The following is a 20,742-nucleotide window of genomic DNA, read 5'->3' as shown; positions in this document are numbered from 1 at the left end:
GCTGCTCGCAGGGGCGGGGTGCTGGACCAGGGGCCGCCTCGATGGGCGGTGCCCGCTGGTTGTTCGCGACGCAGCGCCTCCCCCGGACCGAAGGAGGCGCGTCGTGATCCAGATCGAGACGCTGCCCTGGGCGGCGCACGCGAAGTGCCTGCAGGCTGACCCCGAGACCTTCTTCCCCGAGAAGGGTGGGTCGACCCGGGAGGCCAAGCGGATCTGCGGCGAGTGTCCCGTACGCAACGAGTGCCTCGAGCACGCCCTCGAGAACGACGAGCGGTTCGGCATCTGGGGCGGGCTGAGCGAACGCGAGCGCCGCAAGCTGAAGCGCATGGCCTCCTGAGGCGTCCCTGCGCACCACCGGTCGCGGTCCCATCGGTCGACCGGGCCCGGAGGGGCAGGCCCGCCGTGCGCTCACGTTCCGCGGTGGGGTTACCATGCGCGGCGGTCGCGCGGTCCCCCATCCGCGCGTCCATCGACGCTCACGGCTGATAGCCCGGTCGACGTCGATTGCCCGGTCGACATCGCCCTTGCCGGCGGTGTCCGACAGACGCCGCCATGCCTCGAGTCGATGGTCGCCGCCCCCACTCCCACCCCGTTCACCCCCCTCGGGCCCGGCCCGCCGGGCGTGCTGGGCGTGCTCGTCGTGCACGACGGGATGTCATGGCTCCCCGGCGTGCTCGCCAGCCTCGCGGTGCAGGATCACCCACGATTCGACCTCGTCGCCGTCGACACGGGGAGCACCGACGGCTCGTGGGAGCTCCTGGAGCGGCGCATCCCACCCGAACGGCTGCTGCGCCTCCGGGACTCGGCCGGCGTCGGCGATGCCCTCGCGGCGGCGGCTCGGGTGGTCGAAGCACCCCCCGACACGCTGCTGATCGTGCACGACGACCTCGCGCTGGCGCCCGACGCGGTCGGCCGCCTCGCGCGCGACCTCGCCGACGACCCGACGCTCGCGGCCGTGGGGCCGAAGCTGCGCGAGTGGCGCGAACGGCCCACGCTGCAGCAGGTGGGGCGCACGATCGATCGGTTCGGGCGTGTCGACCTCGGCCTCGAGCGGGACGAACTCGACCAGGGGCAGTACGACGAGGAGCGCGACGTCCTCGCGGTGAGCACGGCGGGGATGCTCGTGCGTTCGGACGCGCTCGACGCGGTGGGCGGGTTCGACCCGCGCATGCGCGCGATGGGCGACGACATCGACCTCTGTTGGCGGCTGTGGCTCGCCGGCTGGCGGATCGCGGTGCAGCCGGCGGCGGTCGGCTACCACGCCGCCGCCGGGACCCGTGGCGCGCGGCCGCTGTGGGACGGTGGCGCGAGGACGCCCCGCGAGCTCACCGAACGCCATGCGCTGGCCAGCCTGCTGCGCAACCACGGGGCGGCCAGGCTCGCCTGGTCGCTGCCCGTCGCCGCGCTGCTCGCCGCCGCGAAGACGCTGGCGCTGCTCGCCACCAGGCGGGTCGGCGCCGCCGGGGCCACCGTTCGCGCCTGGCTCTGGAACGCGGTGCAGCTTCCCCGCACACTGCGGTTGCGCTGGGTCACCCAGCGCGACCGTGAGCGCAGCGAGGACGAGATCGCCCCGCTCCTGGCCTCCGGCGAGCCACGCTGGCAGCAGTGGGCGGACACGACGAGGGCCTGGCTGGCCGGTTCGGACACGCCCGCGCTCCTCGCCGGAACGATCGACGAACGTGCGGTGCCGGCCGGCGGACGCATCGGCCGCCTGCTGCGTCGCGGTGCGGCGGTGTGGGCCGGCATCCCCCTGCTCGTCCTCTACCTCGTCGGTGCGGCCTCCCTGCTGGGCAGCGGCGTGCTGCTCGGCGGCGAGATCCGCCCGTGGCCGGACGCCGCGGGGGAGTTCGTCGCGGCCTACGCCAGTCCGTTCGGTGGCGAGCCCGCCGGCACTGTTGGCTTCCCCTCGCCGATCCAAGCCGTGCTCGGCGTGGCCTCGCTGGGGCTCGGCGGCAGCCCCTGGCTCGCACAGACCGTGCTCGTGCTCGGCCTCCTGCCGTTCGCGTGGGTCACGGCACTCCGGGCCGGTCGCCTGATCACCGAACGTTCGGGACCGCGAGTGCTCGCGGCGACGCTCTACGCGTGCTCGCCGCCGGTCGCCGGCGCGCTCGCGCAGGCGCGGTGGGGGGCGCTCGTCGTCGCGGCCCTGTTCCCCGCGCTCGTGCTGCTCGCCTTTCGGCTGGGGAATCCGGACACGGCGCTGCCCACGGCGTGGCGGGCCACCGCCCTGTTCGTGTTCGCGAGCGTCGTGGCGATCGGCGCGGCCCCGCCCGCGGGCGTGCTCGTGGCGAGCGCGCTGCTGCTCGCCGTCATCGTGGCGACGCGACGCGACGTGCCACGCCACGGGCGTCCCCGGCTGCGCGTGGCGGTGTCGACGGTCGCGCCGCTGCTTCTGCTGAGCCCGTGGCTCGCGAGCCTGATCGCCGGCAGCGCGCGGCTGCCGGCCCAACCCGAGGTGCCGCTGCCAGCGTGGCGGGCGATCGGCCTCGCCCCGGTCGTGCTCCCCGGCCTCGAGTCGACCGCCGGGGCCATGCTCGCCGTGGTGTTGACCGCCGCGCTCATCGGTCTCGGTCTCCTGCTCGGCCTGCCGTTGCGGCCGCTGCCGGTCACGTTGCTGGTCACGACGCTCATCGTGTCCGCCACGGCCGCCTGGGTGGCCGCTCGCGTCGTGCCCGTCTCGGTCTGGTCGCCGTTGATGCTGCTGCCCGGCGCGCTCGCCGTGGGAGGCCTGGCCGCGGTCGCGGGACGAACCTTCGTGCCCGCCCTCTCCGTGCACGCCTTCGGGCTGCGCCAGGTCAGCGCGATCGCCGGGGTACTCGTCGTCGGGATCGGCCTGCTGGGCGGTCTCGCGCGGATCGCGTCCGACCCTTGGGTCGGGGTGGAACGCGTCGAGGACGTGCTGCCGCCGGTCGCCGGCGCGAGCGAGGAACTGCCCCACCGGCTGTTGCTGCTCGACCTCGACGACGACGGTGTGCGGTGGGAGTTGACCGGCCAGGACGGACCGTCCATGCGCGGCGTCGGGGAGACCGAGAGCCCGGCGATCGCCGCAGCGGTGGGTCGGGCCGTCGAGGGGATGGCCACCGGCTCCGACCTCGGAGCGGCATCCCGCCTGGCGCTCGCCGGCGTCCGCGAGGTGGTGCTCACCGAGGACGCCGCGGACAGCGAGCTTCGGGAGCTCCTCATCCGCCAGCCGGAGCTGGAGCCCATACCCACCGGTGGGGGTCGGGTCCTGCAGGTCGCCGCTTGGGTCCCGCGGGCGTCCGTGCTGCCCGATCGGTTCGCGGACCACCTGCTCGCGGGCCGCAGGGTCGACGCTTCGGACGTCGAGCCCGTTGCCCTCTCCGGCGGGTCCGACCACTGGGCGGGCGAGGCAGGGCCCGGCACGCTCCTGCTCACCGAGGACGCGAGCGCGTGGGCCGCCACCTTGGACGGGGCGCCCCTCGACCCCGTGGCGGTGGAGCCGACGGTGGAGGAGCTGCCCCCCGTCGCCGCCTACGAGGTGCCCGACGAGGGTTCGGTCGAGTTGCAGGTCGGCAGCCCCTGGCGCCATCGGACGCTCGTCGCCGGGCAGGCCCTGCTCGCGCTCGTCCTGGGCTCGCTCCTGTTGCGACCGCCACGCCTCGCGACGGCAGCGCGCGCGGGGCGCCGTGACGCGCCCCCCGTTCACGCGCTGCCGGGCCTCGACGGTCTGGACGGCGTCAGGGCTGCCACGCCATCGGCGCGCGCCGGGGGGCCATCGTGAGCGGCGCCGGCTCCGGCGAGGTGGTCCGCACGCTGCTCGTGGTGGCGGTGAGCATCGGCGTGCTGCTCGTCGTCGTGGACCTCGTCGCAGCGCCCCCACCCAGCGACTCGCCCGTGCCCGTGGCCAGCTCGCCGCCTGCCGCCGAACCCCTCGACGGCGCGGACACCGGCTTCGCGTGGTGTCCGGTGACCAGCGACTCGAGGGAGGATGCGCGGTTGCGCATCGCCGCGGTCGACGACGAACCGTCCGACGTGACCGTGGTCTCACACGACGCGGGGAGCGCGGAGGAGGTCGCCGAGCTCGTCGTCCCGGCCTCGTCTTGGCGCAGCGTCGACGTGCCCACCGATCTCCCCGTCGAGGTCCGCTGGGGCGACGCCCCCGTGCAGGTCACGTGGGAACCGCCCGAGGACGAGCCGGCCGGCGGGTACGCCTGTGCGGACGCGCCCGCGAGCACCCAGTACCTGCCCGGACTGTCGACCGCCGGCGGCTCGTCGTCGACGGTCCACCTCTACAACCCGTTCGGGACCGACGCCGTGGCGGACGTGCGGTTCGTGACCCGAGGTGGACCCGAGGTGCGCGTCGGTGGCGAGGGGGTGGTGGTGCCGGCCGGGGAGGCCGAGGCGATCGAGGTCGACGAACTCGTCCCGGACGAGGAGGAGCTCGCCGCCACCGTGGAGGTCGAGGGCGGGCGCCTGCTCGCCGCCGCCGACCGTGTCGAGGAGGTGTCCCGACCCGCCGAGGAACTCGAGGAACTCGACGAGCTCGACGACCTCGACGATGCCGGGACCCTCGAGGAGGAGCTCGACCTCGACCCGGACGATCTCGAGGGTGTGGAGCTCGAGGAGCCCGAACCCGACGCCGGAGCGGAGGAGCTCTCCTCCGACCTCGTCCGCGAGGGCCCCCAAGGACGTGCCCTGCTGCCGGCGACGTCGGAGCGGCTGACGACCGCGTACCTCGCCTATGCCTCCGTCACCGAGGAGCGGGAGGCGTGGCTCGAAGTGCACAACCCCGGGGAGCGCTCCGCGGCGGTGGACGTGCGCGTCTCGAATCCCGGTGCGGAGGGGGCCATCGGTGAGACCTCGATCCCCCCGGAGACCACGGTGCGCATCGACCTGACCGACCGGTCCGACGGGGACGCCTTCGGCGTCACCGTCGAGAGCGTGAACGACGTCGGGATCGTCGCGTCGGGGTTCACGGCGCGGTCGCACGGCGATCGGAGGGCGTTCGCGGGGGAGGCGCTCGGGGGCGACGCGAGCCGCGACTGGCGCGTGGGAGCACCGCAGGGCGTTGCCGAGGACGGTGCGCTGGCCGTCTACAACCCCGGACCCGCACCGGCCAGCCTGACCGTTGACGGAGGTCCCGGCACGCCGGAAGCGTGGGAGGAGCAGACCCTGGCCGCCGGCGACCACCGCCTGTACGAGCTCGACGCGCTGCCCGCACCGGTACCCGTGCGCGTCTCGGCCGACGAGCCGGTGGTCGCCGGGCACCGCAGCGTGCAGCGCGATCACGGTGAGCACGAGGACGAAGGGCTGGTGGTGGGGCTCAGCGCTCCCCGCCGTGCGTGGGAGCCGCCGGCACCGGGGCTCACCAGCCGACGCGATCCCTCCCTGCTGCCCCTCGAGACTCTCGAGCCCTGAGTGCCCGCTGCGGCTGCGTTGCGGGCCATCGCCGCCGGCGAGCCGGCTCCACCGTCGCGCGCGGGGCATGCGCTACCCTGCCGCGACGATGGCTACCCCCGACTCCGGCACCACGCGCGCCTGTCGCCGCAACGGCTGCGATGCGCCCGCGGCCGTGTCGCTCGCGTTCCACTACGACGCGGCACAGGTCTGGCTGGTCGACCTCGTCCAGGAGGAGCACCCACTGCGATGGGAGCTCTGCGCGGGGCACGTCGGCACCCTGCGCGTGCCGCGAGGCTGGGTGCTGATCGACCATCGGGACCCCGCCTCCACGGTCCCGCGGCCCGGCGGGTCGTCGGACACCGCCGCGGCCACGTCCCGCGAACCCGGCAGGGCGCCGCTCGCGGCGGTGCCCTCTCCGCCCCAGGCCGCCCCGGACCCGCCGAACCGCGAGAGCCGGTACGCGGAGCTGCACCGCGAGCTCCCGCGGCTCGCTGCTCGCTACGCGAGCACCGCGTCCCGAGACATCGACCTCACCCGCGACATCGCGCCGCTGTCGACCGAGCCGCCGTCCCCCCCGCCCCGCGACTCCGGGCCCGACACCGGCGAGGAGCCCGGCGGGAACGCGCCGTAGCCCGGCGGGAACGCGCCGTAGCCCGGCGGACACGTGCCGTAGCCCGGCGCCGGACGTCGCGCCGGCGGGCAGCCGACCGGGGACCGGGCGCCGCCACGACGAGGATGGCGGGTCCGTGGGACTCCGCACGTCACCAGCTACCCCCCGGGGCAGGCCACTCCCGCCGTGGCCGCCGCGCACCGCCGGGAAGCACGATCAAGGAGCCACTCGTGGGACGACTCGCGCGGATCACCAAGGCCTACGACATCCGCGGTCGCGTGCCCGATGATCTCGACGCCGACCTCGCCGAGCGACTCGGCCGGGCGGCTGCACGCGAGCTCGGCGGCCCCGAGCTCGTGCTCGGGCGCGACATGCGCGAGACCTCGGGGGAGCTGGCCGATGCGTTCGCCGCCGGGGTGCGTGCGGTCGGAGTCGACGTGGCCGACCTCGGTCTCGCCAGCGCCGACATGGTGTCCTTCGCGTCGGGGCGCAGGCACGCTGCCGGAGTGATGGTGACCGCGAGCCACAATCCCCCCGCCTACAACGGCTTCAAGTTCTGCCGGCCCGGTGCCGAGCCCGTGTCGCTCGACACGGGGCTTGCTGACATCAGGGACGGGGCCGCGTCCCCGCCGGCCCCGGCGGCGACCCCGGGTGGCTACCGCTCCCTCGACCTGTGGGACGCCTACGTGGCAGCGGTGCGGGCGTTCGCGGGCGAGCATCGACTGGCGGGGTTGCATGCCGCCGTGGACGCGGGGCACGGCATGGCCGGCCTGGTCGTGCCGCGGGTGCTCGACGACCTCGGGGTGACCCTCGAAGGGCGCTACCTCGACCTCGACGGATCGTTCCCCGCGCATCCTCCCGACCCGACCGACCCCGCCAACCTCGAGGAGCTGCAAGCTCTCGTCCGTGCCTGCGGCGCCCACGTCGGGTTCGCGTTCGACGGGGACGCCGACCGGGTCGTGTGCGTCGACGAGGCCGGCACCGTCATCAGCCCGTCGGTGACCGCCGCGATCATCGCCGCGCGGCTGCTCGCGCGCGAACCCGGGGCGACCGTGCTCCACAACGTCATCTGCTCCCGCGTCGTGCCCGAGACGATCCGCGCTCGCAGCGGCCGTGCCGTGGCGACCCGCGTGGGCCACTCGTACGTCAAGGCGACGATGCGCGAGACGGGGGCGGTGTTCGGGGGCGAGCACTCGGGGCACTACTACTTCCGCGACTTCTACGGGGCCGACAGTGCCGCTGTCGCGATGATGGTCGTCCTCGACGCGCTCGCCGAGACCGACACCCCGATGTCGGTCCTCGCCGCGCCCTACGACCTTTATGCTTCCAGCGGGGAGGTGAGCGTCGCCGTCGACGACCCCGACGCGGCACTCGCGCAGGCCGCCGCGCTGCTCGGCCCCGACGGGCACGTCGACCGTACCGACGGGTTCACCGTCGATGCGGGCACCTGGTGGCTGAACCTGCGCCTCTCCAACACCGAGTCGCTGGTGCGGCTCAACGTCGAGGCGGCGGACGCCGCCCGGATGGAGGACGCGCGCGACCGGGCACTGGCCGTGCTCGCGCCGTTCGAGACCACGAGGAGGTAGGCCATGCCCGCCGTGTCGCGTGACCTCGTCGAGTTGCTCGTCTGCCCGGCCTGCCGGGGCGCGATCGAGTACAAGGAACGGCGCGACCTCATCATCTGCACGGCCTGCGACCGCCGCTATCCGGTCCGCGACGGCATCCCCGTCATGCTGGTCGAGGAAGCCACGCAGCCGTCCGGGGGCGGTACGTCCTAGGCTCGACGCGTCCGTCCCCTGCGGGCGGGCCTGCGCCCTCACGTCCCCTTCCCGGCACAGGAGATACCACCGTGACCGACCCCGCTGACCGCATCGCCGCACACCTCGACGGCCGCGAGCCGCGCGTGCTGCTGACGCTCGGCTCCGGCCTGGGCGGACTGGCCGACGAGGTCGCCGACCCCGTCGTCATGCCGTTCGCCGACGTGGGCCTGCCCGACACGACGGTGCCCGGGCACGCGGGCCGGCTCCTCGCGGGCACCCTGCGCGGAGTCCCCGTCCTGTGCCAGCAGGGGCGCGTGCACCTCTACGAGGGTCGCGACGTCGCGGAGGTCGTCGCGGTGGTCGAGGCCGCGGCCGCGCTGGGAGTTCACACGTTCGTCCCGACCAATGCGGCGGGTGGGATCGCGTCCGGCACGCCGGCCGACCCGGACCCGGGCGACCTGATGCTGATCACCGACCACTTGAATCTCACCGGCCGCAACCCGCTGATCGGGCAGACGGCGCCGCACTTCCTCGACATGAGCTCGGCCTACGACCCGGAGCTCCGCGCGGCGGCGCACGGGGCGGCCGACGAGGTCGGGGAGACGCTGCGCGAGGGGGTGTACGCGGGACTGGTCGGCCCGAGCTTCGAGACACCGGCGGAGATCGCCTACCTGCGGACCATCGGGGCGCACGCCGTCGGCATGTCCACCGTGTGCGAGGTGATCGCCGCGCGGGCGGCGGGGCTGCGCGTCGCGGGCTTCAGCCTGCTCACCAACGTGCACCAGCCCGGGGGAACCCCGACCGACCACGAGGAGGTCATCGACGTGGGTGGGCAGGCCGGCCCGCGCCTCGCCCGGATCCTCGGGGCGCTGGTGCCGCGGCTCGCCGAGAGCGAGGCACGGGCGTGAGCCTGTCGCTGGCAGAGCTCGAGGAGGTGCTCCGGGAGCGTCGGCGGGAGGCCCCACCCGGCTCGTACTCCGCGACGTTGCTCTCCGACCCGGAGCGGGTGTCGCGCAAGCTCCTCGAGGAGTCGTTCGAACTCGGCGTCGAACTGATGCGCCCGGAGGTCGACCGCGAGCGGGTCGCGAGCGAGGCCGCCGACGTCCTGTTCCATACCCTGGCCGGGCTCGTCGGCGCGGGCGTGCCGCTCGACGCCGTCCTCGAGGAGCTGGCCGAGCGTCGGGGCCGCCCCCGACCCGAGTGAGGACCAACCCGCCAATGACGACCACACCAACCCGCATCGCGCTGCCGAGCAAGGGCCGGCTGCGTGACGACGTGCTCGCCGTTCTCGAGACCGCCGGCTACGGCACCGGTGCGATCAAGGGCGGCGGTGCCATGGCCGGCGACGGCGAGCTCGAGTTCCTCGAGATGCGCCCCCGGGACGCGGGCGCCGCGCTCGCTGCCGGCCAGCTCGCCGGCGCGTTCATCTCGACCGACATCGCGATGGAGCACGGCCTCGAGGATCTGCCCACACGTCCGCTGGGGTTCAGCCGCAGCGACCTGGTGGTCGCCAGCCGCGACGACGACGGGCGTTACGATGCCGGCGACCTCGACGGGGCCGTGATCGCGACGCACCTTCCCAACGTCACCCGCACGTTTTTCGCGGGCAAGGGCCTGGACGTCACGATCGTCGAGATGGGCGGCTCGCTCGAGGGCTTCTGCGCCGCCGGCCTCGCCGACGCGATCGTGGATCTTCGCGAGACCGGTCGCAGCCTGCGGGCGAACCGGCTGCGCGTGCTCGAGCAGATCCGCCCTTGCGAGGCGGTGTTCACGCGCAGGCACGAGGCCGCCCAGCTCGCCGATCTCGAGCTGCGGATGGAGGCGGTGCTGTCCGCCCGCCAGCACCGCTACGTGATGTTGCACGTGCGCGAGGAACGCCTGGACGCGCTCCGCGAGCTCTTCCCCGGGCTCGAGAGCCCCACGGTGCTGCCGCTCGCCGCCCGCACGGACCTCGTCGCGGTGCACTTCGTCGTGGGAGCGGACGAGCTGTGGCGGCGCCTGTCCGACCTCCGGCAGCTCGGCGCCACCGGCATCGTCGCCCTGGAACCACAGGCGCTGCTGGACTGAGTCCGGGCCCGGCGGCGATCCCATCGTCGGGCTGCCGCTCGAATCGAACGCGCTTCGCCGGGCGACGCCCACGCGGCGAGCGGGTTCGTGCGGACAGTGCACGGCGAGGCGGTGCGTCGGAACGGTTGCCCGCGCCCGCGCGGGTAACCGTACGGCCCCTAAGTGCCGTCAACGCGCGCATCCTTGGCGTGGTGCGGTTACTCGCGCGGGCGCGGGCAACCGCACCACGGGAGCTCGCAAAGGGGCGGCGGTCGAGGTTGCCGGCCAGTGCTCCACGACCGATGCTGGCGCCATGACCACCCCACGTGAGCCCGGCGCCGGACACGACGGCGCGCCGGATCAGACCGACGACCTCTTCGCCGTGGCGTGGGTCGACGACCCTCCCGCCGTGCGGCTGCTCGACCAGACCCGCCTGCCGGGCGAGGTGCACGTCATCGACTGTCGGGATCTCGCGACCCTGGCCGAGGCCATCCGGTCGCTGCGGGTGCGGGGAGCGCCCGCGCTTGGCGTGGCCGGCGCCTACGGGGTCGTGCTCGGTGCGCTCACGGGCTGGTCGCCGGGGCAGGCCGCGGCCGAGTTGGCTGCCCAGCGGCCGACCGCCGTGAACCTCGGCTGGGCGGCCGAGCGCATCGCGGCCCGGGGGAACGATCCGCGCGAGCTCCTCGCCGCCGCGCGCGAGCTCGACGAGGCGAACGCCGTCGCGTGCCGCGCCATGGGGCGCCATGGCGCGGACCTGATCGGCGAGCTCGCGGCCACACCCGCCCGGGTCCTGACCCACTGCAACACCGGGATGCTCGCGTGCCAGGGCATCGGGACCGCGTTCGGGGTGGCGCGGACCCTGCACGAGGACGGTCGGCTGAGCCATCTGTGGGTCGACGAGACGCGCCCGCTGCTGCAGGGCGCCCGGCTGACCGCCTACGAGGCCGCAGCGCTCGACATGCCCCACGCCGTGCTCGCGGACGCTGCCGCGGGATCGCTCCTCGGGCGCGCCCACGTGGACGCGATCGTCGTCGGCTCGGACCGGATCGCCGCCAACGGCGACGTGGCGAACAAGATCGGCACCTACCCCCTCGCGGTCCTCGCGGCGCGGCACGGCGTCCCGTTCCTGGTGGTGGCACCCGTCTCGACCATCGATCCCGCGACGCCCGACGGGGCCGCCATCCCGATCGAGGAGCGGGCTCCCGACGAGGTGCGCCGAGTGTTGGGCCAGGTCGACCTCACACCAGCCGGGAGCGATGCCGCGAACCCGGCCTTCGACGTGACGCCCGCGGAGCTCGTGACCGCGATCGTCACCGAGCGCGGTGTGATCCGTGACCCCGACACCGACGCGGTGGCCGCGCACCTCGCCCCGTCCACAGCGGCCCGGGATTGATCGGTCCGACGGCCGCGGCGCCCGCGGCATGCTGGCGGCATGGTCCGCGCGGTCGTCGACCTGCTGCTCCCGCTCTCCTGCGCGGCGTGCGGCGCTCCCACGCGTGACGGCCTCTGTGCCGACTGCGGCGCCGAGCTCCCCGAGCTCGCCCTCGACGACGGGGCGGCGGTCGACCTCGCTCCCGGCGTGCGCGCGGTCGGCGCCTACGCCTACGCCGGTCCGGTGGCGGCGTCGATCAAGCACGTGAAGACGCCCGGCCGTCACGGAGCCGCACCCGCGCTCGGCAGGCTCCTGCGCTACGAGCTCGCGCTCCCACCCTCGCGGCGGGCTCCCTGGGCGGTCACGTGGGTGCCGTCGACCCGGCGGCGCCGCGCGGCGAGGGGTGCCGAGATCCCGCGCCTGCTCGCTGGCCCGGGCGCCCGCCGCCTCCTGCGGCGCATCCGGGACGCGCCCGACCAGACCACCCAGGATCGAGCCGGGCGGCTCTCCGGCCCTGTCGGTGCGTTCCGGGCGATCGGACCCGTGCCCCCGCGGGTCCTCCTCGTCGACGACGTCCGGACGACCGGCGCCACGGCGACCGCAGCCGCCGGGGCGCTGCGGGCAGCGGGAGCACGCCGGGTTCTCGTCGCCACCCTCGCCGTGGCCGAATCGCCCGGTGCGCGCGACGCCCCGGGCGCCGCGGACCGCACCGAGCCCGCCCCAACCGACCGGCCGAGAAACCGCCTGGGAACAGGATGAGTTCACGGGTCGAGGTGGGCACCGTGCAATGTGGCGTCGGAATCGAACGTCCTTATCCATGGCCCGGCGTGTGCGGTCCGGTTCCGCTCACCAGGCGGTGGACAGACGCGCCGCGTCGGGTGACGATGACGTCGCTGCCGCTCGACGGCACACCGGCTCACACGGGCGTCCACGACCGGCCCGCGCGGGCCGATGGTCGTCGACCACGGACGGGGGAGGTCGGGAGCGTTCGTGCTGGAGACCGAGGACCGCACGGCGTTGCAGCTCCTCGCCCGCGAGGAGCTGCCGGGCCTTTACGCGCTCGCGCGGCGACTGGCCGGGGCCGACGCGGAGGACCTCGTCCAGGAGGCGCTGCTGCGGGCTTGCCGGTCCTACGGCTCGCTGCGCGATCGTCAGGCCGCGACCAAGTGGCTGCGTGTCATCCTCACCAACGTCTGGCGCGACAGGCTCCGCAAGGGCTATCGGGATCCGGGGGAGGTGTTGGTCGACGAGGAGGAGGGCTTCTCGCTCTACCGGACACTCATCGAGGAGGATCCGGCGCCCTACTCCGACACCCTGCACATCGACTTCCTCGGTGCGTTCAGCGAGGAGGACGTGCACCTCGTACTGCAGCGCCTGCCGGCCAAGTATCGAGGCCCGCTGGTCCTGCGCTACGTCGAGGGCTTCGCCACCGCCGAGATCGCCGAGATGCTGGAGCTTCCGCTCGGGACGGTGCTCTCCCAGCTGCACCGTGGGCGCCACCGGTTCGAACGCGAGATGTGGAGCTATGCCGAGGAGTCCGGGTTGTTGAGTGAGCTGACCGCGGCCGGCTCGGGGACCGCGAGCGCCCCCGCATCCGGCAGCGGCCCCCCGCGGGGACCTGAAGGGACCAACGCGGCGGGGGGAGCGAGGGGAGTGGGCCCGTGACGACACCGATCGGCTGCCAGGACGCCGTGGCGCAGCTCTGGGACTTCCTCGACCAGGGCCTCGACGGTGTGGACCGGGAGCAGCTCGAGGCGCATCTCGCGTTCTGCCGTCGCTGCTGCGGGGAGCTCGAGTTCGCGCGCGAACTGCGCCGGCTCTTGGCCAGCAGAACCGAGAGCCACCTGCCGCCCGATGTCCACGAGCGGCTGGATGCCCTCATCGACGGGTTCGCCGAATCGCAGGGGAGGGGTACCGAGCCATGAGCGATCTCATGTTCCAGGACGAGATCCGCGACGTGGTGCGGTCGACCTATCGGGAGCTGCGGACCGGCGCCGGGCGGGCAGTGGCCGAGCGGTTCTACGCTGCCGACCAGCTCGACGCCTTGCCCGGGGCCGCGATCGAATGGGCCCTCGGGGTCGGCAACCCCGTGCGGAGCGCCGATCCCGTTGCTGGCGAGCGCGTGCTGGACGTCGGCTGTGGCGGAGGGATCGACAGCCTGCTCGCCGCTCGTCGGGTGGGACCCACCGGTCGCGTGCTGGGCGTGGACGCGCTGCCCGAGATGGTCGAGCGCGCCCACCGGCTGGCCGGCGACGCGGGGGTCGCCGATCGTTGCACGTTCCTGGTCGGCGAGATGGAGGCGCTGCCCCTGCCATCGACGTCCGTGGACGTCGTCATCTCGAACGGGGTGCTGAACCTCTCGCCACGCAAGAGCCGCGCGATCGCCGAGATCGCCCGGGTGCTCCGCCCCGGCGGACGTCTCGTGGTCGCCGACCTCATCGTCGAAGGCGAGCTCCCGCCCGAGGTCCTCGCCAGCGGGGCCGCCTGGGCCGGATGCATCGCCGGTGCCCTCTCCGAGCAGGTGCTCAGCAAGAAGCTGCGCCGTGCCGGCCTGGCGGGGGTGGCCGTGAGCGAGCACACGCCGTTCGGGATCGACGAGGTTGCCGCCTACCCGCTGTTTCCCCCCGAAGTGGTCGATCTCATGCGGCGTCTCATCCCCACCTCCGCGCAGGAGCGGGTCGCCCAGGGGGTGATCGTACGGGCCGAACGGCCCAGCGACCCGGCGGTGCCCGCTGGTCCGCAGCCCCGTGGAGCGCAGCGCGTCGACGGCGCGAGCAGCGGTGCCGCCTCACCCGCGAGCTTCGCGACGACCCGTCGGCCGCTCGACGCGATCCACCCCGACTCGGTCGAGGCTCCCGGAGTGACCGTGCGCCACCTGAAACGCGTCGAGGACGACGACGTGGAGCTCAAGGTCCTCGACGTGGCGGTGGGCGAGTCGACGCCCTTCCACACCCATCCCCAGGCGCACGAGGCGGTCATGGTCAGCGGCCAGGGCCGACTCCGCCTGAGCGACGACGAGGAGCCCCTGCAACCCGGCGACGTGTTCACCGTCGCCCCCACCGACCCGCACGCAGTCGAGAACACCGGCTCGGAGCCGCTGCGCTTCGTCTGCATGGACTGCCTCCTGCCCTGACCGACTCGGACCGGCCGGGTCGGGCCCTTCCCGCGCTCCGATGCAATGTGTCGGCCGCGGCTGTCGTCCTGACGGGTGACGCGACCACGACCAGGGAGGGGTTGGTGAGATGAGTAGCCATGTGCCGGTGGACGTCGACCGGCTACGCAGCGAGATCACCCTGAAGTACAAGGAGGTGGCCGAGGAACCCGAGGCCGAGCACCACTTCCACACCGGACGGCCGGCGATGGACCACCTCGGCTACCGAGCTGATCTCGTCGATGGCCTGCCCGTCGATGCTGTCGATGCGTTCGCAGGAGTCGCGAACGTCTTCCACTGGGGCCTGCCCGCTCGGGGGGAGCGGGTCGTCGACGTCGGCTCCGGGGCCGGCGCCGACGCTCTGATCGCCGCTCGAGCGGTGGGCGCGGAGGGCGAGGTGGTCGGGGTCGACATGAACGACGCCATGCTCGTCCGTGCTCGAAGTGCCGCCGCCGAGCAGCAACTCGACCACGTGACGTTCCACGAGGGCGTCATCGAGGACATGCCGCTGCCCGACGGCTGGGCGGACGTCGTCATCTCGAACGGCGTCATGAACCTCGTGCCGGACAAGGCCGCCGGCTACGGGGAGCTCTTCCGAGTCCTGCGTCCCGGTGGGCGCCTCCAGATCAGCGACATCTGCCTGGAACAGCCGGTCCCCGACGAAGCCAGAGCCGACGTCGACCTCTGGACCGCTTGAATCGCCGGTGCCCTGCCGTGCGCAGGGTGGCAGGCGGTCATCGAGCAGGCCGGGTTCGTCGACGTCGAGTTCGGCCCGGCCACGGACACGTTCGCTGGTGCCAGCGGCGAGGAGAAGGCGCGGGCGTTCGGCACCTTCGGGTACCCGATACGCGCCCGCAAACCCGAGCAGTGACGACAAGGAGGCCGGAATGTCGGACAAGAGCGTGATCAGCCTCACCACCGGACTCGAGGACGCCGAGACCGTCACCGTGGCGTTCCTCGTCGCGGTGGGCGCCGCCGAGTCGGGACGGCCGCCCCTGATGTTCCTGACCAAGGAGGCGGTGCGGCTCGCGCAGGAGGGGGTGGCGGTCGGCGTCGCCTGCGACGGCTGTCCGCCCTTGCCGGACCTGATGAAGCGGTACGCCGATGCGGGCGGTCAGTACTACGTGTGCCCCGTCTGCTTCAACGCTCGTCAGCTCGACAAGGGTGACCTGCTGCCCAACGCCGAGATCCAGGGAACCGTGCCGCTCTGGGAATGGATCGGCGACGGCGCCACGACCTTCAGCTACTGACACCGACACGCGGCGCGTGGACACCGCCGATCAGGGGTAGGATGCGAGCCCGTCGCCCTACCGCGAGGTGGATGTGACCGCACCACCGGATGGCTGCACCCTCCCGAGGCCTCCGGTCGACATGCGCACCGTGTGGCCGCGATCCATTCGCATCCCACTGCCCGGCCCCCGGCTGCCCCGCGAACGCGGCCACTCCTGGCCGTCGCGGACGGCCGTTGGTGCCACGCCGGCCCGATCATCGATCCCCCGCCCCCACGGGCCGACGGGATCGACGGGCACGGCGGCGAGGAGCGGGTCGACGGCGCCGGCGGTGTCGGCGCGTCGTCGAAAGGGCACCGAGTGGCACTCGATGCGCAGCCGACGATAGGGGAGCGGCATGGACGTGATCGTCAAGACGAAGGACTGCGACGTCTCCGAGCGGCTCAAGGACGATGCGGTGGCCCGGGTCCAGCACGCCACGCGGTTCTTCGATCGTCTGCTGGGCATCGAGATGCTGTTCAGCGAGGAGCAGAACCCGCGCATTCCGGAGCCGGCGGTCGTCGAGATCACGGCACGAACCAAGGGCCACCACATCCGCGCGCGAGGGGCGGGGGCCGATCACCGCGGGGCCGTCGAAGCCGCCGTCGGTCGATTCGAGCGCCAGTTGCGCAAGTACAAGGCGCGTCTCGTGGACCGGCGGCGCAAAGCGGGCAACGCAGAACCGTCCTCCACCGAGATGCTGCCTCCCCAACTCGTCGAGGCGGCGAACGGCGACGGCCCTGCGGAGGCCGGCCCCTCACCCGAGTCTGTGGCTGCCGAGGTCGAGCCGAGTCCGCGCATCGTTCGCCACAAGCAGTTCGAGATCGGACCGATGCTGCCGGAGGAGGCGGCGCTGCAGTTGGAGTTGCTCGGCCACGACTTCTTCTTCTTCACCAACTCCGCCACGGGCCGGGAGAACGTCCTCTACCGTCGGCGCGACGGCGACCTCGGGCTGATCGAGCCGGCTGAGCAGGCCGCGCCCGAAGCGCAGGCGTAGCGCACGCCCGGGGACACGGTCGGTCACCCGGTCGATGACTGAAGTCGGCGCGCGAACCTGCCGATACCTCCCACGGGGTGGCCCGAAAGGGTGATGCTCCCGTAGCCCATCGGGTCCCGGTGGTCGCGCGGCGCATCCCCTGCGGGGCTAGACTCCGTGACTGTCCGCGGTGTTGCTCGGGGAGCCCCCGGCCGAGGGACGCTGTGGACGCGTGACGTGCCGGTCACCGACGAGCAGCTCACGACGTGAGGGCAACCATGAGCGAGGCCTCTGCCAACGAATCGTCCGACGCCGAGGACGGCATGCTCGGCGTCCTGATCGCGGACGACCATTCCCTGTTCCGACGGGGTCTCGAGATGGTGCTGTCGAGCGAACCCGACATCGACGTGCTCGCCGAGGCCGGTGACGGCGACGAGGCGGTGCGGCTTGCGACCTCCCACCAGCCCGACCTTGTCCTGATGGACGTGCGCATGCCGACGGTGTCGGGCATCGAGGCGACGCGCGAGATCAAGCAGGCGATCCCGCAGGCGAAGATCCTGATGCTCACGATCAGTGACGAGGAGGAGGATCTCTACGAGGCGATCAAAGCGGGGGCGAGCGGCTACCTGCTGAAGGAGATCTCGATCGACGAGGTCGCCGACGCCGTCCGTGCGGTGCACGCCGGCCAGTCGCTGATCACGCCGTCGATGGCCTCGAAGCTCCTCGACGAGTTCGCCTCGATGGCGAAGAAGGGCGAGGAGAAGGAGCAGGTCCCCGCCCCCAAGCTCACCGAGCGGGAGATGGAGGTCCTCTCCCTCGTCGCGCAGGGGCTGGGCAACCGTGAGATCGCCCGCGAACTGTTCATCAGCGAGAACACGGTCAAGAACCACGTGCGCAACATCCTCGAGAAGCTGCACCTGCACTCGCGGATGGAGGCCGTGGTCTACGCGGTGCGTGAGAAGCTCCTCGACATCAAGTAGCCAGCCCGCGGCTCCGGTCGGGACTGCTGCGCGCTCGGAACGCGCAGCACGCCGGAGATGGGACGCGGCTGGGACCGTGGGTCCGGCTACGCACCTCGCCCGGTGCCCATCGGGGAGGCGGCCCGTCCGGGGAGGCACGCGACCGCGGGACGCAGCACCCCGCCGCCGACCTACACTGAAGGGCGGATCCCGTTTCTGGAGGCGTCGTGCTCGAGAAAATTCTGCGGTTGGGCGAAGGTCGCCGGGTCAAACAGCTCGAGGGTCGCGTCGCCGACGTGAGCGAGCTCGAGGACGCGGTGCGCGAACTCGACGACGACGAACTGCGTGCGAAGACCGACGAGTTCCGCACTCGCTACGAGGAGGGCGCGGAGCTCGACGATCTCCTGCCGGAAGCGTTCGCGGTCGTGCGCGAGGCCGCCTGGCGGGTCCTCGAGCAGCGCCCGTTCGATGTCCAGGTCCTCGGCGCCATCGCCCTGCACGAGGGCGACGTCGCCGAGATGAAGACCGGCGAGGGCAAGACCCTCACGTCGACCATGCCGGTCTACCTGAACGCGCTGTCGGGCGAGAGCGTTCACGTCGTCACGGTCAACCCCTACCTGGCCGCCCGCGACGCCGAGTGGATGGGTCGGATCTACACCTTCCTCGGCCTCGAGACCGGCCTGGTCTTCAGCGGGCAGAAGAAGGCCGACAAGCGACGTGCGTACGCCTGCGACATCACCTACGGGACGAACAACGAGTTCGGCTTCGATTTCCTGCGGGACCGCATGGTCCAGCGCCCCGAGCAGAAGGTCCAGCGTGGCCACGGGTTCGCGATCGTCGACGAGGCGGACTCGATCCTGATCGACGAGGCGCGGACCCCGCTGATCATCTCCGGTCCCGCCGACCAGCACAGCGAGTGGTACGAGGTCTTCGCCAAGCGCGTCGCCCCCAAGCTCGAACGCGACCGTCACTACGAGGTGGACGAGGCCAAGCGCACCGTCTCGATCACCGACGAGGGCGTCAGCCGGGTCGAGGAGATCCTGGGCGTCGAGAACCTGTACGAGTCGGTGAACACCCCCCTCATCCACCACCTCAACAACGCCGTGAAGGCCAAGGAGCTGTTCCGCCGCGACCAGGAGTACGTCGTCACCGACGGCGAGGTCCACATCGTCGACGAGTTCACCGGTCGCGTGCTCACCGGGCGGCGGTACTCCGAGGGCCTGCACCAGGCGATCGAGGCGAAGGAGGGCGTCGAGATCAAGGCGGAGAACCAGACGCTCGCCTCGATCACGCTGCAGAACTACTTCCGCAACTACTCGACGCTCGCGGGCATGACCGGGACCGCCAAGACCGAGGAGGGCGAGTTCGCCCACATCTACAACTGCGGCGTCGTGCAGGTCCCCACGAACGAGCCGATGATCCGCGTGGACCAGCCCGACTTCATCTACAAGACCTCGGAGGCGAAGTTCACGGCCGCGGCCGACGACATCGCCGAGCGTCACGAGCGCGGCCAGCCGGTGCTCGTCGGGACGACCTCGATCGAGAAGTCGGAGCAGATCTCGGAGCTCATGGCCCAGCGCGGGATCCCGCACGAGATCCTCAACGCGAAGAACCACTTCAAGGAAGCCGAGATCATCGCACAGGCCGGCCGCATCGGCGCGGTCACCGTGGCGACGAACATGGCCGGTCGCGGCGTAGACATCATGCTCGGCGGCAACCCCGAGTTCCTCGCCGACGAGGAGGCCCGACGCCAGCTCGGCGGGGGCCCCGAGGACGAGGAGATCGACGGCGACGACTTCCAGCGGGTGTACGAGGAGCAGCTCGAGCGCTTCGCCGCGGAGACGAAGGCCGAGGGCGAGAAGGTCAAGGAGCTCGGCGGCCTCTACGTGCTCGGTACCGAGCGTCACGAGTCGCGTCGCATCGACAACCAGTTGCGCGGTCGCTCCGGCCGGCAGGGCGATCCCGGCGAGTCGCGGTTCTACCTCTCGCTCGAGGACGACCTCATGCGGGTGTTCAACGCGAGCGCGGTCGACTCGATCATGAACCGCCTCAAGCTGCCCGACGACGTGCCCATCGAGCACAAGATGGTCAGTCGTGCCGTCCAGCGCGCGCAGACCCAGGTCGAGTCGGTGAACTTCGAGCGCCGCAAGACGGTGCTCAAGTACGACGACGTGATGAACCAGCAGCGCAAGCTCATCTACGAGCAGCGCGACGAGGTGCTGGAGGGCGCCGACGAGCGCGTCGCCGAGATCGCCTGGCAGTTCATCGAGGACGCGGTCGCCGGGCTCGTCACGGAGTACGCGCCGGAGAAGCAGTACCCCGAGGAGTGGCGTCTCGAGGAGCTGTGGAACGAGCTCGGGCGGATCTGGGACGTGCAGGTCGATCGTGGGGAGCTGGACCTCGAGAACCTCGAACAGAACCAGCTGCAGCGGATGCTCGTCGAGGACGCGCGGGCGCGGTACGCCGAGCGGGAGGAGGATCTCGGCAGCGACCTGCTGCGCAAGGTGGAGCGCCGCGTGACCCTCAGCGTCGTCGACCGGATGTGGCGCGAGCACCTCTACGAGATGGACCAGTTGCGTGACGGGATCGGCCTGCGCGCCGTCGGCCAGCGGGACCCGCTCGTGGAGTACACCCGGGAGGCCCGCGACGCGTTCAACGCGATGATGGAGCGCATCAAGCTGGAGGCCGCCGGATACTTCTTCAACCTGCCGGTCGAGAAGCCCGAGGAGCAGCAGGCCTCGCAGGCCTCGGACGCCGAGGCCGACGGGAACGCCGCCTCGAGCGCCCCGGACGCGCGCGGGGAGCCCGCCGCCGACGGTGCTGGCGACGCCGCGACGGGACGCGAGAGCGGGTCCGGCGGGCAGGGCACGCAGCGCCGGCGCGGCGAGGTCCGCCGCCCCGCGCTCGAGTCCGAGTCCGCGTCCGAGGAGGACGGCCCCGACCCGAGCCAGCTCAGCTACTCGGCACCGAACAAGGGCAGCGGCTCGTACACCGTGTCCACCAGCGGCGGTCGCGTCGGCACGGGAGCCGGCAGGCCGGGTGCCGCCGTCGCGGCGCAGGCCCGGACGCAGAACCAGCGGCAGCCCGCGCAGACGACGGTCGTCAAGGAGAACAAGATCGGGCGCAACGACCAGTGCCCGTGCGGGTCCGGTCGCAAGTACAAGAAGTGCCACGGGGCCGCATGACGGGTGCCGAATCGGCCTGAGCCGGCAGCGCATCGCGACCCGGCGCGCGCGGCC

The 20,742-nt window shown here is 72.7% G+C and carries 19 protein-coding genes; all 19 read left to right on the top strand.

Annotated elements, in window-relative coordinates; genetic code table 11:
- Positions 1–103: 103 nt before the first annotated feature.
- The 19 genes from ER308_RS06415 (at position 104) to secA (ending at position 20,688) form a co-directional block, all read left to right on the top strand.
- Positions 104–337 (top strand): WhiB family transcriptional regulator, encoded by a 234-nt coding sequence (locus ER308_RS06415; protein WP_276319876.1) that lies wholly within the window; start codon positions 104–106, stop codon positions 335–337.
- A 228-nt stretch (positions 338–565) separates the two neighbouring features.
- Positions 566–3,742, top strand: a complete 3,177-nt coding sequence (locus ER308_RS06410) for a glycosyltransferase family 2 protein (RefSeq protein WP_131154205.1) — start codon at positions 566–568, stop codon at positions 3,740–3,742.
- Positions 3,739–5,379, top strand: coding sequence for a DUF5719 family protein (locus ER308_RS06405; protein ID WP_131154204.1), 1,641 nt, complete (start codon positions 3,739–3,741; stop codon positions 5,377–5,379). Before ER308_RS06410 ends, ER308_RS06405 begins: the two co-directional genes overlap by 4 nt.
- Before the next feature lie 88 nt (positions 5,380–5,467).
- On the top strand, positions 5,468–5,992 hold the full coding sequence (locus tag ER308_RS06400) for a DUF3499 family protein (RefSeq protein WP_165491862.1): 525 nt from the start codon (positions 5,468–5,470) through the stop codon (positions 5,990–5,992).
- Positions 5,993–6,201: 209 nt separating this feature from the next.
- Positions 6,202–7,557, top strand: a complete 1,356-nt coding sequence (locus ER308_RS06395; RefSeq protein ID WP_131154202.1) for a phosphohexomutase domain-containing protein — start codon at positions 6,202–6,204, stop codon at positions 7,555–7,557.
- Positions 7,558–7,560: 3 nt separating this feature from the next.
- Entirely contained in the window at positions 7,561–7,749 is a 189-nt protein-coding gene (locus tag ER308_RS06390) for a Trm112 family protein (RefSeq protein ID WP_131154201.1), read from the top strand.
- A gap of 71 nt (positions 7,750–7,820) precedes the next feature.
- Entirely contained in the window at positions 7,821–8,639 is an 819-nt protein-coding gene (locus ER308_RS06385; protein WP_131154200.1) for a purine-nucleoside phosphorylase, read from the top strand.
- Positions 8,636–8,935: a phosphoribosyl-ATP diphosphatase gene (hisE, locus tag ER308_RS06380; RefSeq protein ID WP_131154199.1), complete on the top strand. Its 300-nt coding sequence runs from the start codon at positions 8,636–8,638 to the stop codon at positions 8,933–8,935. Before ER308_RS06385 ends, hisE begins: the two co-directional genes overlap by 4 nt.
- A 14-nt stretch (positions 8,936–8,949) precedes the next feature.
- On the top strand, positions 8,950–9,798 hold the full coding sequence (hisG, locus tag ER308_RS06375; RefSeq protein ID WP_131154198.1) for an ATP phosphoribosyltransferase: 849 nt from the start codon (positions 8,950–8,952) through the stop codon (positions 9,796–9,798).
- Between the two features lie 292 nt (positions 9,799–10,090).
- Positions 10,091–11,170: an S-methyl-5-thioribose-1-phosphate isomerase gene (gene mtnA / locus ER308_RS06370; protein WP_131154197.1), complete on the top strand. Its 1,080-nt coding sequence runs from the start codon at positions 10,091–10,093 to the stop codon at positions 11,168–11,170.
- 39 nt (positions 11,171–11,209) lie between these two features.
- Complete coding sequence (locus tag ER308_RS06365; protein WP_131154196.1) at positions 11,210–11,908, top strand: ComF family protein; 699 nt, start codon at positions 11,210–11,212, stop codon at positions 11,906–11,908.
- A gap of 231 nt (positions 11,909–12,139) precedes the next feature.
- Positions 12,140–12,814 carry a sigma-70 family RNA polymerase sigma factor gene (locus ER308_RS06360; RefSeq protein WP_205745942.1) on the top strand — a complete coding sequence of 225 codons (675 nt, stop codon included), beginning with the start codon at positions 12,140–12,142 and terminating at the stop codon, positions 12,812–12,814.
- Complete coding sequence (locus ER308_RS06355) at positions 12,811–13,074, top strand: anti-sigma factor family protein (protein ID WP_205745941.1); 264 nt, start codon at positions 12,811–12,813, stop codon at positions 13,072–13,074. Before ER308_RS06360 ends, ER308_RS06355 begins: the two co-directional genes overlap by 4 nt.
- The gene (locus ER308_RS06350) at positions 13,071–14,282 is read left to right on the top strand and encodes a methyltransferase domain-containing protein (protein WP_131154194.1); all 1,212 of its coding nucleotides are present in this window, start codon (positions 13,071–13,073) and stop codon (positions 14,280–14,282) included. Before ER308_RS06355 ends, ER308_RS06350 begins: the two co-directional genes overlap by 4 nt.
- A gap of 109 nt (positions 14,283–14,391) precedes the next feature.
- Positions 14,392–15,171 (top strand): methyltransferase domain-containing protein, encoded by a 780-nt coding sequence (locus ER308_RS06345; protein ID WP_272483563.1) that lies wholly within the window; start codon positions 14,392–14,394, stop codon positions 15,169–15,171.
- Between the two features lie 16 nt (positions 15,172–15,187).
- The gene (locus ER308_RS06340; RefSeq protein WP_131154192.1) at positions 15,188–15,550 is read left to right on the top strand and encodes a DsrE family protein; all 363 of its coding nucleotides are present in this window, start codon (positions 15,188–15,190) and stop codon (positions 15,548–15,550) included.
- Positions 15,551–15,926: 376 nt separating this feature from the next.
- On the top strand, positions 15,927–16,565 hold the full coding sequence (gene hpf / locus ER308_RS06335; protein ID WP_131154191.1) for a ribosome hibernation-promoting factor, HPF/YfiA family: 639 nt from the start codon (positions 15,927–15,929) through the stop codon (positions 16,563–16,565).
- Positions 16,566–16,822: 257 nt separating this feature from the next.
- Positions 16,823–17,524, top strand: a complete 702-nt coding sequence (locus ER308_RS06330; RefSeq protein ID WP_131154190.1) for a response regulator — start codon at positions 16,823–16,825, stop codon at positions 17,522–17,524.
- 206 nt (positions 17,525–17,730) lie between these two features.
- Positions 17,731–20,688: a preprotein translocase subunit SecA gene (gene secA / locus ER308_RS06325; protein ID WP_131154189.1), complete on the top strand. Its 2,958-nt coding sequence runs from the start codon at positions 17,731–17,733 to the stop codon at positions 20,686–20,688.
- Positions 20,689–20,742 lie beyond the last annotated feature (54 nt).

Origin of the sequence: Egibacter rhizosphaerae, from assembly GCF_004322855.1 — a bacterium.
GTDB lineage: Bacteria > Actinomycetota > Nitriliruptoria > Euzebyales > Egibacteraceae > Egibacter > Egibacter rhizosphaerae.
Note: the sequence above shows the minus strand (reverse complement) of the source record. Positions and strands in the feature narration are given on the sequence as shown.

Coding starts and splice junctions, on each gene's coding strand:
- ER308_RS06350 (WP_131154194.1), top strand. CDS start 13,071: ATGAGCGATCTCATGTTCCAGGACGAGATCCGCGACGTGGTGCGGTCG.
- ER308_RS06330 (WP_131154190.1), top strand. CDS start 16,823: ATGAGCGAGGCCTCTGCCAACGAATCGTCCGACGCCGAGGACGGCATG.
- ER308_RS06365 (WP_131154196.1), top strand. CDS start 11,210: ATGGTCCGCGCGGTCGTCGACCTGCTGCTCCCGCTCTCCTGCGCGGCG.
- ER308_RS06400 (WP_165491862.1), top strand. CDS start 5,468: ATGGCTACCCCCGACTCCGGCACCACGCGCGCCTGTCGCCGCAACGGC.
- ER308_RS06390 (WP_131154201.1), top strand. CDS start 7,561: ATGCCCGCCGTGTCGCGTGACCTCGTCGAGTTGCTCGTCTGCCCGGCC.
- hpf (WP_131154191.1), top strand. CDS start 15,927: ATGGACGTGATCGTCAAGACGAAGGACTGCGACGTCTCCGAGCGGCTC.
- hisG (WP_131154198.1), top strand. CDS start 8,950: ATGACGACCACACCAACCCGCATCGCGCTGCCGAGCAAGGGCCGGCTG.
- ER308_RS06410 (WP_131154205.1), top strand. CDS start 566: ATGGTCGCCGCCCCCACTCCCACCCCGTTCACCCCCCTCGGGCCCGGC.
- mtnA (WP_131154197.1), top strand. CDS start 10,091: ATGACCACCCCACGTGAGCCCGGCGCCGGACACGACGGCGCGCCGGAT.
- ER308_RS06340 (WP_131154192.1), top strand. CDS start 15,188: ATGTCGGACAAGAGCGTGATCAGCCTCACCACCGGACTCGAGGACGCC.